Here is an 18,004-nt window from a genome sequence, read left to right on the forward strand (position 1 = left end):
GCGTGCGCCTCGGCCCGATCGATCCGTGCGGCCGCCGTGTCGGCGACAGACCCGGTGGTACGCCCCGGCTCACCGTCGGAGGCGGTGTCACCCGTGCCGGAGCCCGTGTCGTCGACGGTCACGCCTGCTGCCCTTCCGATCTGCCGCGGTCAGGTATCGACCGGCCTCAACTCTACGGCAGGTGTGCCCTGGGTCACTCCCGACCGCCGAGGCCGGACGGCCCGAGGCCCACTCCTCCCGCATAGGTCCGGCGGCCCACCCCCACTCGTACGGCCCGTACGCGCTCCTTGCTCACCACCAGGCACGAAGTGTCCCGCGCGCCCCTGTGGACACGTCCGTCACCGGTCCCCCGCGTCTCCCGTGTCCCCCGCCGGCCGCAGATGCACGATGTCCCCCGCCCCCACGGGCTGCTGCACGCCCTCCGCCGTGGCCAGGACCAGTCGTCCGTCGCCGTCCACGGCCACCGCCTCCCCGGTGATCGACTTCCCGCCGGGCAGTTCGGCCCGCACGACCCGCCCGAGCGTGGCGCATCCGGCGGCGTACGTGTCCTGGAGGCCGGACCCGGCCGGGTCGCCGCCCACGCTGCGCCACTTCTCGTACCACTGGCCGAGAGAGCGGAGCACGGCCCGCAGGATCGTGTCACGGTCCGTGGTCGTCGCTCCCGCGAGGACGAGCGAACCCGCGCCGGGCACGGGCAGCTCGTCCTCGCGGAGCGTGACGTTGATGCCGATGCCGACGACGACCGCGTCGGGCCCGGCACGCTCGGCGAGGATGCCGCCGGTCTTGCGTTCCCGGCCGTCCACCGTGACCAGCAGGTCGTTGGGCCACTTGAGTGCCGTGTCGACCCCGGCCGCCCGGGACAGCGCGGTGGCGGTCGCGACCCCGGCGAGCAGCGGCAGCCAGCCCCAGCGCTCGACCGGCACCTCGGTCGGTTTCAGCAGGACCGAGAAGAAGAGGCCCGAGCGGGGAGGTGCCGTCCACCGCCGGTCCAGACGCCCGCGCCCGGCGTCCTGCTCCTCGGCGACGAGGATCGCCCCCTCCTCCGCCTCTCCCTCCGTGGCGAGGGCGACGAGGTCGGAGTTGGTGGAGCCGGTGCGCTGCACCACGTCGACATCACACCAGAGACCCTCGTGCCCACCGTTGCGTACGAGCGCGCGGCGCAGGGCCACGGCGTTGAGCGGTGGACGGTCCAGGTCGGACCACCGATTGCTGTTCGCGTCTGAGTCGTCTCGCGGCGTCATGCAACCCACCCTAGGTGTGGTAAACGCCGCACTGCCGAACGGTAGGCACGCCACTACGCTACGGATGAGTAGCCAACCCCCCTTCTGAGCACCACCCAGCACCGTTCAGCACGTCCGAAGCACCTCGTGTCACCTCACCCTCACGTCCCCACTGAGCAGGCAGGGAGCCGCATCCCGATGTCCGAGCCGGAACAGCAGCATGAGATCGACATCCACACCACCGCGGGCAAGCTCGCGGATCTGCGGCGCCGCATCGACGAGGCGACGCACGCCGGCTCGGCGCGTGCCGTCGAAAAGCAGCACGCCAAGGGCAAGTTGACGGCTCGTGAGCGGATCGAGCTGCTGCTGGACGAGAGCTCCTTCGTGGAGTTCGACGAGTTCGCGCAGCATCGCTCGACGGACTTCGGCCTGGAGAACAACCGCCCGTACGGCGACGGGGTCGTGACCGGCTACGGCACGGTGGACGGGCGCCCGGTCGCCGTGTTCTCCCAGGACTTCACGGTCTTCGGCGGCGCGCTCGGCGAGGTCTACGGCCAGAAGATCATGAAGGTGATGGACTTCGCGCTGAAGACCGGCTGTCCGGTCATCGGCATCAACGACTCGGGCGGCGCCCGTATCCAGGAGGGCGTCTCGGCGCTCGGCATGTACGGCGAGATCTTCCGCCGCAACACCCACGCCTCGGGTGTCATCCCGCAGATCAGCCTGGTCGTCGGCCCGTGCGCGGGCGGCGCGGTCTACTCCCCCGCGATCACCGACTTCACGGTGATGGTCGACCAGACCTCGCACATGTTCATCACAGGCCCGGACGTCATCAAGACGGTCACCGGCGAGGACGTCGGCTTCGAGGAGCTGGGCGGCGCGCGCACGCACAACGCGGTGTCGGGCGTGGCCCATCACATGGCGGGCGACGAGAAGGACGCGATCGAGTACGTCAAGTCGCTGCTGTCCTACCTCCCGTCGAACAACCTCAGTGAGCCGCCCGCCTTCCCGGAGGAGGCGGACCTGGCCCTGACGGACGAGGACCGCGAGCTCGACACGCTGATCCCGGACAGCGCGAACCAGCCGTACGACATGCACACGGTGATCGAACACGTCCTGGACGACGCCGAGTTCTTCGAGACCCAGCCGCTGTTCGCGCCGAACATCCTCACCGGCTTCGGCCGGGTCGAGGGCCACCCGGTGGGCATCGTCGCCAACCAGCCGATGCAGTTCGCGGGCTGTCTCGACATCGACGCGAGCGAGAAGGCGGCCCGCTTCGTCCGCACCTGCGACGCCTTCAACGTCCCGGTCATCACGTTCGTGGACGTCCCCGGCTTCCTCCCCGGCGTCGACCAGGAGCACACGGGCATCATCCGCAGAGGCGCGAAGCTGATCTACGCGTACGCGGAGGCCACGGTCCCGCTGATCACGGTCATCACCCGCAAGGCCTTCGGCGGCGCGTACGACGTCATGGGCTCCAAGCACCTGGGCGCCGACCTCAACCTCGCCTGGCCGACCGCCCAGATCGCCGTGATGGGCGCGCAGGGCGCGGTGAACATCCTGCACCGCCGCACCATCGCCGCGGCCCCCGCCGACGAGCAGGAGGCCACCCGGGCCCGCCTGATCCAGGAGTACGAGGACACGCTCCTCAACCCCTACACGGCCGCCGAGCGCGGCTACATCGACGGCGTGATCCTGCCGTCCGACACCCGCTCCCACCTCGTACGCGGCCTGCGGTCGCTGCGTACGAAGCGGGAGTCCCTGCCGCCGAAGAAGCACGGCAACATCCCCCTGTAGGACGCCGGTCGAGAGTCGAGAGCGGGAACGTTCATGATCAAGGTCGTAAGGGGCAACCCGACCCCCGAGGAGCTGGCCGCCGCACTGGCGGTGGTCCAGGCCCGCGCCGCGGCGGCGGCAACCACCCCGCCCGGCGCACCACAGGAACGCCCGGCATGGTCCGACCCGTCCCGGGTGGCCCAGAGGCGCCTACCCGCACCGGGCCCACGCACATGGGCCCGCACGTTCTGGCCCGGTTAGAGGGCAGCGCCCCTCAGGGGCGCGGGGAACTGCGCGACCAGCCACAACGCACCCGCGGTCAAACGGTCAAAGAACACGAGCAACGGCTTCGGCCATCACCGCGTACCCGACATCATTCGGATGCAGGTGATCGCCGAAGTCGTACGCACCCCGCAGAACATCCGGCGCGCCGGGATCGCCCATGACCCGGTGAAGATCGACAACCGCGTCGTACTCCCCCGAGCAACGAATCCACTCGTTCAGCTCGTGACTCACCTTCGCCGCCCGCTCCCCCCAGTGGTCGGAGCCCCCGAACGGCAGCAGCGTCGCACCGACGGCCCGCACCCCACGAGCCCGTGCGAGCCGTATCAACTCCCGGTGCCCCGCGACGAGTTCGCCCACCTCCACGCGCGGCGCGGGCCGATACGTGGGCTGCTCGTCCGTCTCGCTGAATCCGATGTCGTTGAGCCCCAGCAGAACGACAAGCGTGTCGACGCCCGCGAGCGCGAACACGTCCCGCTCCACCCGCCGGACGCCCTTCTCCCCGTACCAGGCGGAGTCGTTGAGCAGCAGGTTCCCGCCGATGCCCGCGTTGAGCACGGGCCGCCCCGTGCGCTCGGCGAGGGCGTCGGACCAGCGCCGGTTCGCGCCGGGCGTGGACCCGAACCCGTCGGTGATCGAGTCGCCGAACAGGGCGACGGCGTCCGTGCGCCCCGCGGAGACCTCGACGCCGGACAGGAAGTACCAGGACTCACTGACCTCGTCGAAGGCCTCGCCCCCGGTGTCCTCCAGGAGGTCTCCCGCGCCCCGGTAGCTGGTGGTGAAGGCCTGCGCGTGGAAGGTCGCAGGCCCGGTTACGGCGTCCAGGTGGAGGGTGACCGTCACCGATTCGCCTGATTCCAGGGCGAGTTCGGCCGCGTCACCGATGATCTCCCCGCGCGCCGGCACTTCGACGGAGGCGGACCCCGCGAAGGTGAGCCGCCGGACCGAGTCCGGCCGCACGGCGGCTCCGCGGGCCGTACGGGCGACCGTCGCGCCCGCGATCCGGAGCGGCGAGGTCCCGTACGCGTTCGTCAGGCGGACACGGATCCGGTCGCCGCCCGCGCCGAGGCGGACGACCTGACGCAGGGACTGCCGCCAGAAGCCCTCCTGCGACCAGTTGGGCGTGAAGCCCGTGCCGGGCAGCTGGGGCGAGGCGGTCCAGGCGGTGGTGAACACGGCACATCCCTCCCTGAGAGGATCAGGACCCCATCCCCTAATGGAATCAGAGTCCCTTTAGTGATGCCCGGAACGGTAGCAGGGAGACAGCCACTAATGGAACCCTGGACCCTTTTACTCAAAATGAGTACGCGTACTCAGGCGCCCGCGCCCGCGCCGGAGTCACGATCGTTGACATGCTGTGGTCCGACCCGGAGAACGAGCCGCCCAAGGAACTGCGCGACATGCAGGACATGTTGCGGCGGCTGGGCGTTCTCCTGGCCCTGGCCGCGGTGCTCGCGATGATCGTGCTCGGCGTGATGTGAGCCGCCGCGGCCCCGCCGATACCCTGGCCGCATGACTGATCAGCCACGCCGCCGACTCGTCCTCGCCTCCCAGTCCCCCGCCCGGCTCGGGCTGCTGCGCCAGGCCGGACTCGCCCCCGAGGTCATCGTCAGCGGGGTCGACGAGGACGCCGTGACCGCCCCGACCCCCGCCGAACTGGCACTCGCGCTGGCCGAGGCGAAGGCGTCGGTGGTGGCGGCGAGGCCGGAGGTCAAGGGTGCCCTGGTGATCGGCTGCGACTCGGTGCTCGACCTGGACGGCGAGGCGCTCGGCAAGCCCGCCGACGCCGAGGAGGCGACCGCCCGCTGGAAGTCCATGCGCGGCCGCGCGGGCACGCTCCAGACCGGGCACTGCGTCTGGGACACGGCGGCCGGGCGCCACGCCTCGGCGGTCGCCTCCACCGTCGTCCGCTTCGGCGAGCCGAGCGACGCGGAGATCGCCGCGTACGTCGCCTCGGGCGAGCCCCTCCATGTCGCGGGGGCGTTCACGCTCGACGGCCGCTCGGCCCCGTTCATCGACGGCATCGACGGCGACCACGGCAACGTCATCGGGATCTCGCTGCCGCTGGTACGCCGCCTGCTGGCCGAACTGGGCGTCGGCATCACGGAGTTGTGGACCCCGCGCGAGAAGTGACGCGCGGGGCGGGACGGACGGGCGGTCGGGGAGTCAGGAAGTCGAGGGCGCCGGAGGCGGGATCACCGGCGTCCCGCCGCTGCCGTCACCCACGGCGCCACCGCCCGTCGTACCACCGTCCGCGGTGCCACCACCTGTCGTACCACCGCCCGTCGCACCGCCGTCCGGCTTGACGTCGTCCGGCCCGGCGTCGGAGAGGGTGCCCTCGCGACGGTCGTACGTCATGAAGATGAGCACGATCAGTCCGAGCACCACCATCATGAAGGCGAACGCGCCCCAGCCCACCAGGCCCACCGTGAACGCGCCCAGCAGGGCGTGCACCACCGCGGCACTGAACAGCAGGATGCGGCCGACGCCGGCGGGCGCGCGGTCGCGCAGGGCCACGCGCAGCGCGACGACACCGCAGAGCGCGAAGTAGAGGCCGAAGAGCAGGCCGGCGACCTTCGAGGACGTCGACATCACGTCCGAGTCGAGCCCGGCCAGGGACATGTCCTGCCGGTCGACGACCACACCCATGAACCAGTTGACCAACGCGATGCCTATCGCCTCCACGAAAAGCACGATCGCGGTCACCCATGCCACCGGTCTGCGCACCACCGGTCCCCACCCACTTCCGACTGCCGCTCGACCAAAGCTGCTGTTACCTCAAGTACGTTCGAGACAGCCTGCACGCTACTAACGGGTAAACCGCGGGACAAGGGATCTACGGAGGGCAAAGATTCGTTGGGCCATTCGTAGGGACTCCACAAAGAAACGGAGTGGGGCGCAGCACGCTCTCACAGAGACCTTGGCCACATCGGAGGGCTAGGGTTCTTGGGAAGCCCCCTGCGTACCGCGGTGCGACAAGGGATTTCGCGGATGAGCGGACCTTGTATCACGCTCCGTGTGGGAAAGCTCACCACCGGGGACGGGTCGATACGTCGTGTCGGCAGTCCCTAAACTCGGCTTGTTTCAAGGAGAGGGAGCCAACGTGCGCAAGGTGTTGATCGCCAACCGTGGCGAAATCGCTGTTCGTGTCGCCCGGGCGTGCCGAGACGCCGGTATCGCGAGCGTGGCGGTGTACGCCGAGCCGGACCGGGACGCACTGCATGTGCGGGCCGCGGACGAGGCGTTCGCGCTGGGCGGTGACACCCCCGCGACCAGCTACCTCGACATGACCAAGGTGCTGCAGGCAGCCAAGGACTCCGGCGCGGACGCCATCCACCCCGGTTACGGCTTCCTCTCCGAGAACGCCGACTTCGCGCAGGCGGTCCTGGACGCCCAGCTGATCTGGATCGGCCCGCCCCCGCAGGCCATCCGCGACCTCGGTGACAAGGTCGCCGCCCGCCACATCGCCCAGCGCGCCGGCGCCCCGCTGGTGGCCGGCACCCCGGACCCGGTGTCCGGCTCCGACGAGGTCGTGGCCTTCGCCGAGGAGCACGGGCTGCCGATCGCCATCAAGGCGGCCTTCGGCGGCGGCGGTCGCGGCCTGAAGGTCGCCCGCACCCTGGAGGAAGTCCCCGAGCTGTACGACTCGGCCGTCCGCGAGGCGGTGGCCGCCTTCGGCCGCGGCGAGTGCTTCGTGGAGCGCTACCTCGACAAGCCGCGGCACGTGGAGACCCAGTGCCTGGCCGACAGCCACGGCAACGTGGTCGTCGTGTCGACGCGTGACTGCTCGCTGCAGCGCCGGCACCAGAAGCTGGTCGAGGAGGCCCCCGCGCCGTTCCTCTCCGACGAGCAGGTCGCCGAGCTGTACTCGTCCTCGAAGGCCATTCTCAAGGAGGCCGGTTACGTCGGCGCGGGCACCGTCGAGTTCCTGGTCGGCACGGACGGCACGATCTCCTTCCTGGAGGTCAACACCCGCCTCCAGGTGGAGCACCCGGTGACCGAGGAGGTCGCCGGCATCGACCTGGTCCGCGAGATGTTCCGCATCGCCGACGGCGAGGAACTCGGTTACGGCGACCCGGAACTGCGCGGCCACTCCTTCGAGTTCCGCATCAACGGCGAGGACCCCGGCCGCAACTTCCTGCCCGCCCCCGGCACGGTGACGGCGTTCGCCCCGCCGTCGGGTCCGGGTGTGCGGCTGGACGCGGGCGTGGAGAGCGGCTCGGTCATCGGCCCGGCCTGGGACTCCCTGCTCGCCAAGCTGATCGTCACCGGCGCGACCCGCGAGCAGGCCCTGCAGCGGGCCGCCCGCGCGCTGGCCGAGTTCAATGTCGAGGGCATGGCTACCGCGATCCCCTTCCACCGCGCGGTGGTGAAGGACGCGGCGTTCGCCCCCGAACTGACCGGCTCCGCCGACCCGTTCACGGTCCACACCCGCTGGATCGAGACCGAGTTCGTCAACGAGATCAAGCCGTTCGCGGCTCCCGCGGACACCGAGGTCGAGGACGAGCCGGGCCGCGAGACGGTCGTCGTCGAGGTCGGCGGCAAGCGCCTGGAAGTCTCCCTGCCGGTCTCCCTGGGCATGTCGCTGGCCCGCACCGGCCTCGCGGCAGGCGCCAAGCCCAAGCGCCGCGCGGCCAAGAAGTCGGGCCCGGCGGCCTCCGGCGACACCCTCGCCTCCCCGATGCAGGGCACCATCGTCAAGGTCGCCGTCGAGGAGGGCCAGGAGGTCAAGGAGGGCGACCTCGTCGTCGTCCTTGAGGCCATGAAGATGGAACAGCCTCTCAACGCCCACCGCTCCGGCACCGTCAAGGCCCTCTCGGCCGAGGTAGGCGCCTCCGTCACCTCCGGCGCCGCAATCTGCGAAATCAAGGACTGATCCCCACCTACCGTCCCGAGGCGCCCGGCCGCCAGGCTCAGCTTGGTGGCCGGGCGCCTCGGCCTTTAGGGGCGCGGGGAACTGCGCGACCTGGGGGCACCTCCCGGCCGAAGGCTGGGGGACCACAACGCACCCGCAGCCCCCGAGCAACAACAATGGGGCAGACGAGACGCACATCGGGCACCCCATCCCACCCCCGCCAGGCAGGAGAGGCCAGGTGATCCACATGGCCAAGCCGCCGGCAGGCACACGCATGCGCGCCGACGCCCGCCGCAACCACGAACGACTCGTCTCCGAGGCAAGAACGGCATTTGCCGAGTTCGGCGCGGACGCCTCCCTGGAGGACGTGGCCAGACGAGCCGGCGTAGGCATCGGCACGCTGTACCGGCACTTCCCGAACCGCCACGCACTGCTGAGCTCGGTCTTCTCGGACGCGGTGAGCGATCTCCTCGACCTCTCGCGCGAACTACTGGACGACCCGCAGCCGTGCACGGCGCTCGTGGCATGGCTGCGCGCCATCATCACTCATGCGAGTGAGTACCGCGGTCTGGCGCGTGCGCTCATGGCGGCCTCGCACGACGACGCGTCGGAACTGGCCCGGTGCAGCGGTCCGATGCGTGAGGCGGGCAGCGTCCTGCTCGCCCGGGCTCAGCTGGCGGGCGCCGTGCGCTCCGATGTCTCCATCGGCGACTTGCTCCAGCTGACCAACGCGATCGCGCTGGCGGCCGAAGAGACCCCGGACGATCCGGAGTTGGCCGACCGCCTGCTGACACTGACCCTGCGGGGCCTCAAGGCCTGACGCCCCGCACACCGAGCACACGTACCGCCGTGGCCGCGCTTCCTGACGTACGAACTGGACCGTCGTCCGTCAGGACCAGGGCCGAGTGGCCCTGCCGTCAGCGTCGGCGCAGGTCCGCGACCCGCGCCCGCTCGCTCTGGGGCTGTTCCCCCAGAACCGCGGCCGCGCTGCGCAACTGCGGTCCGCCGGGGACCTGGCCACGCCTAGGGCCGGGGAGAGGCACGTCCCGGCGTGGCGGCTGACGCCCCGCCGGGACCGTATCCCCGCCCGCACCGCCGGCTCCGGCCACCGCGATCTGTACGCCCTGGTCCGCCAGAGCCTGCAGTTCGGTGCCCGCGCGGTCGTCATGGGCGGGCGGCTCGTCGGTGACGAGCCGGGTGATCACGTCGGTCGGCACGGTCTGGAACATCGTGTCGGTGCCGAGCTTGGTGTGGTCGGCGAGGACGACGACCTCGGCGGCCGCCTGCACCAGCGCGCGGTCGACGGACGCCGACAGCATGTTGGAGGTGGACAGGCCGCGCTCGGCGGTCAGTCCGCTCCCCGACAGGAAGGCCCGGGAGACCCGCAGCCCCTGGAGGGACTGCTCGGCCCCGCTGCCGACCAGGGCGTAGTTGGAACCGCGCAGGGTGCCGCCGGTCATCACGACCTCCACGCGGTTGGCGTGGGCCAGCGCCTGGGCCACCAGCAGCGAGTTGGTGACGACGGTCAGACCGGGGACCCGCGCGAGCCGGCGGGCCAGCTCCTGTGTCGTGGTTCCCGCCCCCACCACAATGGCCTCGCCCTCTTCGACGAGACTTGCGGCGAGATCGGCGATGGCCGTCTTCTCGGCGGTCGCGAGATGAGACTTCTGCGGAAAGCCGGACTCCCGCGTGAACCCGCCCGGCAATACCGCACCGCCATGTCGGCGGTCGAGGAGTCCTTCTGCCTCCAGTGCGCGCACGTCCCGCCGTACGGTCACTTCGGAGGTCTGGACGACGCGGGCGAGCTCACGGAGCGACACGGCCCCATTCGCTCGCACCATTTCGAGGATCAATTGGCGACGTTCTGCAGCGAACACGAAACTGACAGTAACCCCAACGACCGTCTGCTTTCAGCAGTTTGCGCCGAATAACAGAAGTTGTTCGCACCGCAGGGCACGGAGTGGTATACGCGCCTAATCGCGGCGCCTATGCCGCACGAATGGGCGGCGACTCACCGTCACCAAAGGGCCGACGATCCCCGTGACCAGCGGGGAACCGTCCTACGCCGTCAGGATTCGCCCTCGGTCTTCCGGGTGTGCAGCTGCCGGGCCACCTCGGCGATCGAGCCCGACAGGGACGGGTACACGGTGAAGGCGTTCGCGATCTGTTCGACGGTCAGGTTGTTGTCGACCGCGAGCGAGATCGGGTGGATCAGTTCCGAGGCGCGCGGCGAGACGACCACACCGCCGACGACGATCCCGGTGCCCGGGCGGCAGAAGATCTTGACGAAGCCGTCGCGGATGCCCTGCATCTTGGCGCGCGGGTTGCGCAGCAGGGGCAGCTTGACGACCCGGGCGTCGATGACGCCGCCGTCGACGTCCGCCTGGGAGTAGCCGACGGTGGCGATCTCGGGGTCGGTGAAGACGTTCGACGAGACCGTCTTGAGGTTCAGCGGGTTCACCGCGTCGCCGAGGAAGTGGTACATGGCGATGCGCCCCTGCATGGCGGCCACGGAGGCGAGCGCGAAGACGCCGGTCACGTCACCGGCGGCGTACACGCCCGGGGCGGTGGTGCGGGAGACCTTGTCGGTCCAGATGTGGCCCGACTCGTGGAGCTTGACCCCGGCCTCTTCGAGGCCCATCCCGCTGCTGTTGGGGATGGCGCCGACGGCCATCAGACAGTGCGAGCCGGTGATGACCCGGCCGTCGGCGAGCGTCACCTCGACGCGGTCGCCGACGCGCTTGGCGGACGCGGCGCGCGAGCGGGCCATGACGTTCATCCCGCGCCGCCGGAACACGTCCTCCAGGACGGCGGCCGCGTCCGGGTCCTCGCCCGGCAGCACGCGGTCGCGGCTGGAGACGAGCGTGACGCGCGAGCCGAGGGCCTGGTAGGCGCCGGCGAACTCGGCACCGGTGACACCGGACCCGACGACGATGAGCTCCTCGGGCAGCTCGTCGAGGTCGTAGACCTGCGTCCAGTTGAGGATCCGCTCCCCGTCCGGCTGCGCGTCGGGCAGCTCACGGGGGTGCCCGCCGGTGGCGATGAGCACGGCGTCGGCGACGAGCGTCTCCTCGCTGCCGTCGGCGGCCCGTACGACGACCTTGCGCGAGCCGTCCAGGGCCTGCATGCCTTCGAGCCGCCCGCGGCCGCGGAGCACCCGGGCACCGGCGCGCGTCACGGAGGCGGTGATGTCGTGCGACTGGGCGAGCGCGAGCCGCTTCACACGGCGGTTGACCTTCCCGAGGTCGACACCGACGACCCGCGCGGGCGTGTCGATGTGAGGAGTGTCATCGGCGACGATGATCCCCAGCTCCTCGTACGACGAGTCGAAGGTGGTCATCACCTCCGCCGTCGCGATCAGGGTCTTCGACGGGACGCAGTCGGTGAGCACCGACGCCCCGCCCAGACCGTCGCAGTCGACGACGGTCACCTCCGCGCCGAGCTGGGCGGCCACCAGGGCCGCCTCGTATCCGCCGGGTCCGCCACCAATGATCACGATCCGAGTCACGTACTCCATTGTCCCGCACGCTTCAAGGTGCTTCCGCCCGGGGGCTGTTTTTTGCGCCTGAACCGGCGCCGCTCGCGCGGACCGAATGGCTCACCGTCGTGGTTGCTCGATCGATGGTTGCGGTGCGCGAGGGGTCTTTGTCATCGGGCGAGGCCTGCGCGCCGCCTGCCGTACTCTCGATCCATGTCGCTCTACGCCGCGTACGCCGGCAATCTCGACCCGCGGCTCATGACGCGCCGCGCTCCGCACTCGCCGCTGCGCGCCACCGGGTGGCTGAACGGCTGGCGGCTGACGTTCGGCGGCGAGCACATGGGCTGGGAGGGCGCACTGGCCACCATCGTCGAGGCCCCGCGCTCGCAGGTCTTCGTCGCCCTGTACGACATCGCGCCCCTGGACGAGGAGTCCATGGACCGCTGGGAGGGCGTCGGCCTGGACGTCTACCGGCGGATGCGGGTACGGATCCACACGCTGGAGGGCGAGGAGGCCGCGTGGGTCTACGTCCTCAACGGCTACGAGGGAGGGCTCCCCTCGGCCCGTTACCTCGGCGAGATCGCCGACGCGGCCGAATCGGCGGGGGCCCCGCACGACTATGTGATGGAACTGCGCAAGCGTCCCTGCTGACCGCCGGGCGGTCTTCGGCGGAAACAACAAGACAACGATCGCAATCCCGTGACCATCACCATCTACGCGCGTAGGCCCGGACCGGCTACCCTCGTGCGCGTGAACGCATCTCTTCTTCCGGACGACATCCAGGGCGACCCGTACGCCGCCGCCGACGCCGCCGCCGTGCGCGTACGGGAACTGACGGGCGCCGAGACCCACGACGTCGCTCTCGTGATGGGCTCCGGCTGGGCACCGGCCGTGGAGGCCCTCGGCGACCCCGCGGCCGAGTTCCAGGTCACCGAGCTGCCCGGGTTCCCGCCGCCGGCGGTCGAGGGGCACGGCGGCACGGTCCGCTCGTACCAGATCGGCGACAAGCGCGCGCTCGTCTTCCTGGGCCGCACCCACTTCTACGAGGGCCGCGGTGTCGCCGCCGTCGCGCACGGGGTCCGTACCGCCGTGGCCGCCGGCTGCAAGACGATCGTGCTGACCAACGGCTGCGGGGGGCTGCGCGAGGGCATGCGGCCCGGGCAGCCGGTCCTCATCAGCGACCACATCAACCTGACGGCGGCCTCGCCGATCGTCGGCGCGAACTTCGTCGATCTGACGGATCTGTACTCGCCGCGGCTGCGCGCGCTGTGCAAGGAGATCGACGGGACCCTTGAGGAAGGGGTGTACGCGCAGTTCCCCGGGCCGCACTATGAGACGCCCGCGGAGATTCGGATGGCGCGTGTCATCGGGGCGGACCTGGTGGGGATGTCGACGACTCTTGAGGCCATCGCCGCGCGTGAGGCCGGGGCGGAGGTGCTCGGCATCTCGCTGGTCACCAACCTCGCCGCCGGTATGACCGGCGAGCCCCTCAACCACGAGGAGGTCCTCCAGGCGGGCCGCGACTCGGCCACCCACATGGGTGCGCTGCTGACCCAGGTCCTGGACCGTCTGTAGCCGCTCGGGGGCTCCGCCCCGAACCCCTGCTCCTCAAACGCCGGAGGGGCTGAAGAATTCGCGGCCGGGCCGAACCTCAATAGCCCGGTCCAGGCACATCCAGCCCGTCCGGCGTTTGAGGACGAGGCCGTTCAGGCCGATAACGGGGGTCTGGGGGCGGAGCCCCCAGGGACGGGACAGCTACGCGGCACCACAGGACAACAGGCAAAGAGAGAGGTTGACCCGACGTGCAGGACGGACTCACCGCACGGGCCAAGGCATGGCTGGCCGAGGACCCCGACGCGGAAACCCGTGAGGAACTCGCCAAGCTGATCGACGCCGAGGACACGGCGGAGCTCGCCGCACGCTTCAGCGGCACCCTCCAGTTCGGCACGGCGGGCCTGCGGGGCGAGCTGGGCGCCGGCCCGATGCGCATGAACCGCTCGGTGGTCATCCGCGCGGCCGCCGGCCTCGCCGCGTATCTCAAGGCCAAGGGGCAGACGGACGGCCTCGTCGTCGTCGGCTACGACGCCCGCCACAAGTCCGCCGACTTCGCCCGCGACACGGCGGCGGTCATGACGGGCGCGGGCCTGCGCGCCGCCGTGCTCCCCCGCCCCCTCCCCACGCCCGTACTCGCGTACGCCATAAGGCACTTGGGCGCGGTGGCCGGTGTGGAGGTCACGGCCAGCCACAACCCCCCGCGCGACAACGGCTACAAGGTCTACCTCGGCGACGGCTCCCAGATCGTGCCCCCGGCGGACGCCGAGATCGCCGCGGAGATCGCCGCGATCACGAGCCTGGCCGACGTTCCCCGCCCGGACAGCGGCTGGCAGACCCTCGACGACGGCGTCCTGGACGCCTATCTGGAGCGTACGGACGCGGTACTGGCCGCGGGCTCCCCGCGTACGGCCCGCACGGTCTACACGGCGATGCACGGCGTCGGCAAGGAGACCCTCCTGGCGGCGTTCGCCCGGGCCGGCTTCCCCGAGCCGGTCCTCGTCGCCGAACAGGCCGACCCCGACCCGGACTTCCCGACCGTCGCCTTCCCCAACCCGGAAGAGCCCGGCGCGATGGACCTGGCCTTCGCGAAGGCCCAGGAGACGGACCCGGACCTGATCATCGCGAACGACCCGGACGCGGACCGCTGCGCGGCGGCCGTGAAGGAGGGCGGCGCCTGGCGCATGCTGCGCGGCGACGAGGTGGGCGCGCTCCTCGCCGAGCACCTCGTCCGCCGGGGCGCGCGGGGCACGTTCGCGGAGTCGATCGTCTCGTCCTCCCTCCTCGGCCGGATCGCCGAGAAGGCGGGCCTCCCCTACGAGGAGACGCTGACGGGCTTCAAGTGGATCGCCCGGGTGGAGGGCCTGCGGTACGGCTACGAGGAGGCGCTGGGCTACTGCGTGGACCCCGAGGGCGTACGGGACAAGGACGGCATCACGGCGGCCCTCCTGATCACGGAACTGGCCTCGGAGCTCAAGTCCGAGGGCCGTACCCTCCTCGATCTCCTCGACGACCTCGCGGTCGAGCACGGACTGCACGCCACGGACCAGCTCTCGGTCCGCGTGGACGACCTGTCCCTCATCTCGGACGCGATGCGCCGTCTGCGCGAGCAGCCGCCCACGCACCTCGCGGGCCTGGCCGTCACCAAGGCCGAGGACCTGACGCGGGGCACGGACACGCTCCCGCCCACGGACGGCCTGCGCTACACGCTGGACGGCGCCCGCGTCATCGTCCGCCCGAGCGGTACGGAGCCGAAGCTCAAGTGCTACCTGGAGGTCGTGGTCCCGGTGGGCACCCACGACAACCTCCCGGCGGCCCGCGCGAAGGCGACGGACCTGCTGACGACGATCAAGCGGGACCTGTCGGCGGCCGCGGGCATCTGACGTCCGGACGGACACCCGACGGGGGCCGTGTCACCACGGCCCCGTCGGACACCCCTGTCAGCGAGCAGCCCTGTCAGGGCCGGGCGTCACAGGCCGTACCGGCTCTTCAGATGGCGCCAGAAGTCCCGGAACATCCACTTGTCGAACTCCGTGATCTGCGCGGCGCTGCCCGCCTTCATGAGGAAGCAGCACTGGCCGGTCGGGGTCCAGTCGTAGAAGTCGTCGAGGCCGAAGGTGTGGCCGACCTCGTGCAGGTAGATGTGGATGTTCTCCTGCGACAGGGCGCCGGTGAAGTACTCCTGGCCGACGCGCTGGCCCCAGTCGCCGCCCGCGCCGCCCTGGAAGCCCTTGGTGAGCCAGAGGGACTGGTCGTAGTGGCGGGCCGCGCCGCCCGGACAGCGGGAGTAGTTGCCGTCCTGGTGGAAGAAGCGGCCGCAGTCGGGCGCGCACTGTGGGGCGCCGCCGCCGTCGAGGTTGTTGGTGTAGACGTCGACGGAGTTGTCGGTCCACTGGAGGGTCGAGCGGTTCTTCACCGCCCAGCCGACGATGTTGACCGGCACGCTGGTGTACGGCCAGGCGTTGTGGCCCGTGCCGTTGTCCAGCATGGCCGCCGTCCACTTGCCGAACTGCTTCTTCAGGGCCGCGTGGATCCGGTCGCGCAGATCGGTGCTGACGGGGGCGTCGGACTCCCAGCGGACGCAGTAGTTGATGCTTCCCCGGTTGGCCATGACCTGGTCCCAGCCGTAGTTGCGGAAGCCGTAGAGGTCCGGGTAGGTCGTCGAGACGTGGTTCCACACCTCGCCGAGCGGCTGTACGAGGTTCGCGGGCGGGTTCCACTGGTCGGCGGCCTTCGCCGGGGTCACCGATGTGAGGGGCGAGGCGACCAGCGCGACCAGGGCTGCGAGAACGGTGACCAGACGCGCCAAGTGTCTGTGCACGGTGAACTCCCTTGGTGGGGGACGGGATTTCACCCTCAGGTCGCCACCGACCGCCGCGGAGGTTGCCGGTCGGGCGCACCCGGCCCGAACGGCTCCAGCTGTTTTCGGCCGTGGGCGTACTCGCCCTGATTCACCGGGAGTTGGGCCGCCGCATCCTTCCCGGCTGCCTGTTCCGGCCCCGTCCGCCCCACTATGGAACCGGTGTTCGGCCGCCTCCGCATCCCCCCGTGGCGGCGACCGGCACGTGTGCCCCGCCTTCCCCTGTCCCACGGCGGGTGCGTCACAGGACCGGACACGGGGGTGTCCCGGCGCCGGCCCTCCCGGCGCCGGACGAGTCAGACACGCATCAGATAGCTGAAACCCGTGTCCGGTCCCACACAGGACTGCAGGGTGAGGTCGCCCCAGTACAGACCGGCCGCCGGGGCGCCGCGGCCGGGGGTGACGTGGGTGGCGTACACGCGGTACGTCCAACTCCCGCGCGGGGAGCGGACCGTGACCGTCGAGCCGACCGGGAGCGTCGCGAACCGGTCGAAGCCGCAGTAGTCGTGGCCGACCAGCACGGCGGTGCGGAGCCGGTAGCCGTTCTCGGTGCCGAGGGCGGGTCCGGTCCACTGGACGGCGTCCTGGCAGGCGTCGACCGCGTCCTGGCCGCCTCGGACGACCCGCGCCGACCAGTTGCCGATGGTGATGACGGTGTCCGTGCGGGCCCGGGCCGGTACGCCGGGTCCGTCCCGACGCTCCTGGGAGGGCGACGGGGCCGCGGTGGTGCGCGGTGCCCTCGTCCCGGTCCCGGTCCGTGAGGGGGCGGGGCGGGACAGGTCGGGGCCACGCACCCGGCCGGTGGCGGACGGCGACGGGCGGCCTGGGTCGCGCTCCCGGCTCGTCGTGGACTGCGGGGCGGGCCCGGTGGCGGCCGGGCTCCGCGCGGAGGCGGACGGCAGCGTCGCCGTCGGGGGCGCCCCCTCGGGCGTACGGGCGTTCCCGTCCGCGGACGCACGGCCGCTCCCGTCTCCCGGGGCGCAGCCGGTCAGCACCAGCGCCGCGAGGCAGAGGGCCGCGGCCGCGCCACGCCCGTACGAGCGGTCCCGGCCCCTCGGCCGAGTCACGTGGATCGCCCGGATCACCCGGATCACCCGAACCGGCCGTTCACGTAGTCCGACGTCCTTTCGTCGCGGGGGGAGCCGAACATCGCTTCCGTGTCCCCGTGTTCCACGATCACCCCCGGTGTGCCGTGGGACGCCAGGAAGAAGGCACAGGTGTCGGAGACGCGCGCGGCCTGCTGCATGTTGTGGGTGACGATGACGATGGTGACCTCGGACTTGAGTTCGGCGATGGTCTCCTCGATGCGCCGGGTGGACGTCGGGTCGAGGGCCGAGCACGGCTCGTCCATCAGCAGCACGCGGGGGCGGATCGCCAACGAGCGTGCGATGCACAGGCGTTGCTGCTGTCCGCCGGAGAGGGCGCCGCCCGGCTGGCGGAGCCGGTCCTTGACCTCCTTCCACAGTCCGGCCTTGGTGAGGCACTCCTCGACGAGGTCGTCCCGGCCGTCGCGGGACGCCTTGATGCCGTTGAGCTTCAGGCCCGCCAGGACGTTGTCGTACAGGGACATCGCGGGGAAGGGGTTGGGCTTCTGGAAGACCATGCCGATCTCGCGGCGGGCCCTGGTGATGCGGCGGCCGCGGTCGTAGATGTCCTCGCCGTCGAGCAGTACGCGCCCGGCGAGCGAGGCCGAACCGATCAGCTCGTGCATGCGGTTGAGGATCCGCAGGAACGTCGACTTGCCGCAGCCGGACGGTCCGATGAGGGCGGTGACCTGACGTGCGGGCATGGTGAGCGAGACCCGGTCGAGGACCTTGTGGTCGCCGAACCACGCCGAGACGTCCTCGGCCTCCAGGTTCGCGGGCCCCTGCCCGACGACGATCCGCGGCTGGACGACGGTGTCCGTGAGGTCGGCGACGGCAGTGGTTTCGGTGGACATTGCGAGTGTCAACTCCCGTACGGGACTGGGTTTCGGCGGAGGG

General features: G+C 71.0%; 17 protein-coding genes. 9 read left to right on the forward strand and 8 right to left on the reverse strand.

The features are described from left to right. Positions 1-338 precede the first annotated feature (338 nt). Complete coding sequence (locus JEQ17_RS17950; RefSeq protein ID WP_200396189.1) at positions 339-1,241, reverse strand: biotin--[acetyl-CoA-carboxylase] ligase; 903 nt, start codon at positions 1,239-1,241, stop codon at positions 339-341. Between the two features lie 177 nt (positions 1,242-1,418). On the opposite strand from JEQ17_RS17950, the gene JEQ17_RS17955 reads away from it, so the two are divergent. Both JEQ17_RS17955 and JEQ17_RS17960 read left to right on the forward strand, forming a co-directional pair. After that, positions 1,419-3,017 carry an acyl-CoA carboxylase subunit beta gene (locus tag JEQ17_RS17955; RefSeq protein WP_200396190.1) on the forward strand — a complete coding sequence of 533 codons (1,599 nt, stop codon included), beginning with the start codon at positions 1,419-1,421 and terminating at the stop codon, positions 3,015-3,017. A 33-nt stretch (positions 3,018-3,050) separates the two neighbouring features. Further along, positions 3,051-3,257 carry an acyl-CoA carboxylase epsilon subunit gene (locus tag JEQ17_RS17960; protein WP_200396191.1) on the forward strand — a complete coding sequence of 69 codons (207 nt, stop codon included), beginning with the start codon at positions 3,051-3,053 and terminating at the stop codon, positions 3,255-3,257. A 66-nt stretch (positions 3,258-3,323) separates the two neighbouring features. Here JEQ17_RS17960 and JEQ17_RS17965 read toward each other — a convergent pair whose 3' ends face one another. After that, positions 3,324-4,454 (reverse strand): SGNH/GDSL hydrolase family protein, encoded by a 1,131-nt coding sequence (locus JEQ17_RS17965; RefSeq protein WP_200396192.1) that lies wholly within the window; start codon positions 4,452-4,454, stop codon positions 3,324-3,326. A gap of 176 nt (positions 4,455-4,630) precedes the next feature. On the opposite strand from JEQ17_RS17965, the gene mmpB reads away from it, so the two are divergent. After that, positions 4,631-4,759, forward strand: a complete 129-nt coding sequence (mmpB, locus tag JEQ17_RS50490) for a morphogenic membrane protein MmpB (protein ID WP_143636837.1) — start codon at positions 4,631-4,633, stop codon at positions 4,757-4,759. A 31-nt stretch (positions 4,760-4,790) separates the two neighbouring features. Continuing rightward, the gene (locus JEQ17_RS17970; RefSeq protein ID WP_200396193.1) at positions 4,791-5,411 is read left to right on the forward strand and encodes a Maf family protein; all 621 of its coding nucleotides are present in this window, start codon (positions 4,791-4,793) and stop codon (positions 5,409-5,411) included. A 33-nt stretch (positions 5,412-5,444) separates the two neighbouring features. Here the strand turns inward: JEQ17_RS17970 and JEQ17_RS17975 are convergent, their stop codons facing one another. After that, positions 5,445-6,008: a hypothetical protein gene (locus tag JEQ17_RS17975; protein WP_200396194.1), complete on the reverse strand. Its 564-nt coding sequence runs from the start codon at positions 6,006-6,008 to the stop codon at positions 5,445-5,447. Between the two features lie 373 nt (positions 6,009-6,381). Between JEQ17_RS17975 and JEQ17_RS17980 the strand changes: the two genes are divergently transcribed. Both JEQ17_RS17980 and JEQ17_RS17985 read left to right on the forward strand, forming a co-directional pair. Next, the gene (locus JEQ17_RS17980) at positions 6,382-8,154 is read left to right on the forward strand and encodes an acetyl/propionyl/methylcrotonyl-CoA carboxylase subunit alpha (RefSeq protein WP_200396195.1); all 1,773 of its coding nucleotides are present in this window, start codon (positions 6,382-6,384) and stop codon (positions 8,152-8,154) included. A 226-nt stretch (positions 8,155-8,380) separates the two neighbouring features. Continuing rightward, positions 8,381-8,953, forward strand: a complete 573-nt coding sequence (locus JEQ17_RS17985; protein WP_234048247.1) for a TetR/AcrR family transcriptional regulator — start codon at positions 8,381-8,383, stop codon at positions 8,951-8,953. Between the two features lie 97 nt (positions 8,954-9,050). Here JEQ17_RS17985 and JEQ17_RS17990 read toward each other — a convergent pair whose 3' ends face one another. Both JEQ17_RS17990 and JEQ17_RS17995 read right to left on the reverse strand, forming a co-directional pair. Continuing rightward, the gene (locus JEQ17_RS17990) at positions 9,051-10,010 is read right to left on the reverse strand and encodes a DeoR/GlpR family DNA-binding transcription regulator (protein ID WP_200396196.1); all 960 of its coding nucleotides are present in this window, start codon (positions 10,008-10,010) and stop codon (positions 9,051-9,053) included. 191 nt (positions 10,011-10,201) lie between these two features. Then, the gene (locus tag JEQ17_RS17995; RefSeq protein WP_200396197.1) at positions 10,202-11,650 is read right to left on the reverse strand and encodes an NAD(P)H-quinone dehydrogenase; all 1,449 of its coding nucleotides are present in this window, start codon (positions 11,648-11,650) and stop codon (positions 10,202-10,204) included. A gap of 174 nt (positions 11,651-11,824) precedes the next feature. Between JEQ17_RS17995 and JEQ17_RS18000 the strand changes: the two genes are divergently transcribed. The 3 genes from JEQ17_RS18000 (at position 11,825) to JEQ17_RS18010 (ending at position 15,045) form a co-directional block, all read left to right on the forward strand. Continuing rightward, entirely contained in the window at positions 11,825-12,262 is a 438-nt protein-coding gene (locus tag JEQ17_RS18000; RefSeq protein WP_200396198.1) for a gamma-glutamylcyclotransferase, read from the forward strand. A 99-nt stretch (positions 12,263-12,361) separates the two neighbouring features. Next, complete coding sequence (locus JEQ17_RS18005; RefSeq protein ID WP_200396199.1) at positions 12,362-13,186, forward strand: purine-nucleoside phosphorylase; 825 nt, start codon at positions 12,362-12,364, stop codon at positions 13,184-13,186. Between the two features lie 227 nt (positions 13,187-13,413). Continuing rightward, on the forward strand, positions 13,414-15,045 hold the full coding sequence (locus tag JEQ17_RS18010) for a phospho-sugar mutase (protein WP_200396200.1): 1,632 nt from the start codon (positions 13,414-13,416) through the stop codon (positions 15,043-15,045). Positions 15,046-15,131: 86 nt separating this feature from the next. Here JEQ17_RS18010 and JEQ17_RS18015 read toward each other — a convergent pair whose 3' ends face one another. The 3 genes from JEQ17_RS18015 to pstB all read right to left on the reverse strand — a co-directional run bounded on the left by JEQ17_RS18015 (position 15,132) and on the right by pstB (position 17,961). Further along, positions 15,132-15,983, reverse strand: a complete 852-nt coding sequence (locus JEQ17_RS18015) for a hypothetical protein (protein ID WP_200396201.1) — start codon at positions 15,981-15,983, stop codon at positions 15,132-15,134. Positions 15,984-16,318: 335 nt separating this feature from the next. Continuing rightward, the gene (locus tag JEQ17_RS18020) at positions 16,319-17,089 is read right to left on the reverse strand and encodes a sortase family protein (protein WP_200396202.1); all 771 of its coding nucleotides are present in this window, start codon (positions 17,087-17,089) and stop codon (positions 16,319-16,321) included. 23 nt (positions 17,090-17,112) lie between these two features. After that, positions 17,113-17,961: a phosphate ABC transporter ATP-binding protein PstB gene (pstB, locus tag JEQ17_RS18025; protein WP_200396203.1), complete on the reverse strand. Its 849-nt coding sequence runs from the start codon at positions 17,959-17,961 to the stop codon at positions 17,113-17,115. Positions 17,962-18,004: the final 43 nt, after the last annotated feature.

Source organism: Streptomyces liliifuscus (assembly GCF_016598615.1).
GTDB lineage: Bacteria > Actinomycetota > Actinomycetes > Streptomycetales > Streptomycetaceae > Streptomyces > Streptomyces liliifuscus.

Bases quoted from the DNA above. Each gene is read 5' to 3' on its own strand.
- JEQ17_RS17960 (WP_200396191.1), top strand. From the start codon at position 3,051: ATGATCAAGGTCGTAAGGGGCAACCCGACCCCCGAGGAGCTGGCCGCC.
- JEQ17_RS18000 (WP_200396198.1), top strand. From the start codon at position 11,825: ATGTCGCTCTACGCCGCGTACGCCGGCAATCTCGACCCGCGGCTCATG.
- JEQ17_RS17955 (WP_200396190.1), top strand. From the start codon at position 1,419: ATGTCCGAGCCGGAACAGCAGCATGAGATCGACATCCACACCACCGCG.
- mmpB (WP_143636837.1), top strand. From the start codon at position 4,631: ATGCTGTGGTCCGACCCGGAGAACGAGCCGCCCAAGGAACTGCGCGAC.
- JEQ17_RS17985 (WP_234048247.1), top strand. From the start codon at position 8,381: ATGGCCAAGCCGCCGGCAGGCACACGCATGCGCGCCGACGCCCGCCGC.
- JEQ17_RS17970 (WP_200396193.1), top strand. From the start codon at position 4,791: ATGACTGATCAGCCACGCCGCCGACTCGTCCTCGCCTCCCAGTCCCCC.
- pstB (WP_200396203.1), bottom strand. From the start codon at position 17,961: ATGTCCACCGAAACCACTGCCGTCGCCGACCTCACGGACACCGTCGTC.
- JEQ17_RS17995 (WP_200396197.1), bottom strand. From the start codon at position 11,650: ATGGAGTACGTGACTCGGATCGTGATCATTGGTGGCGGACCCGGCGGA.
- JEQ17_RS17950 (WP_200396189.1), bottom strand. From the start codon at position 1,241: ATGACGCCGCGAGACGACTCAGACGCGAACAGCAATCGGTGGTCCGAC.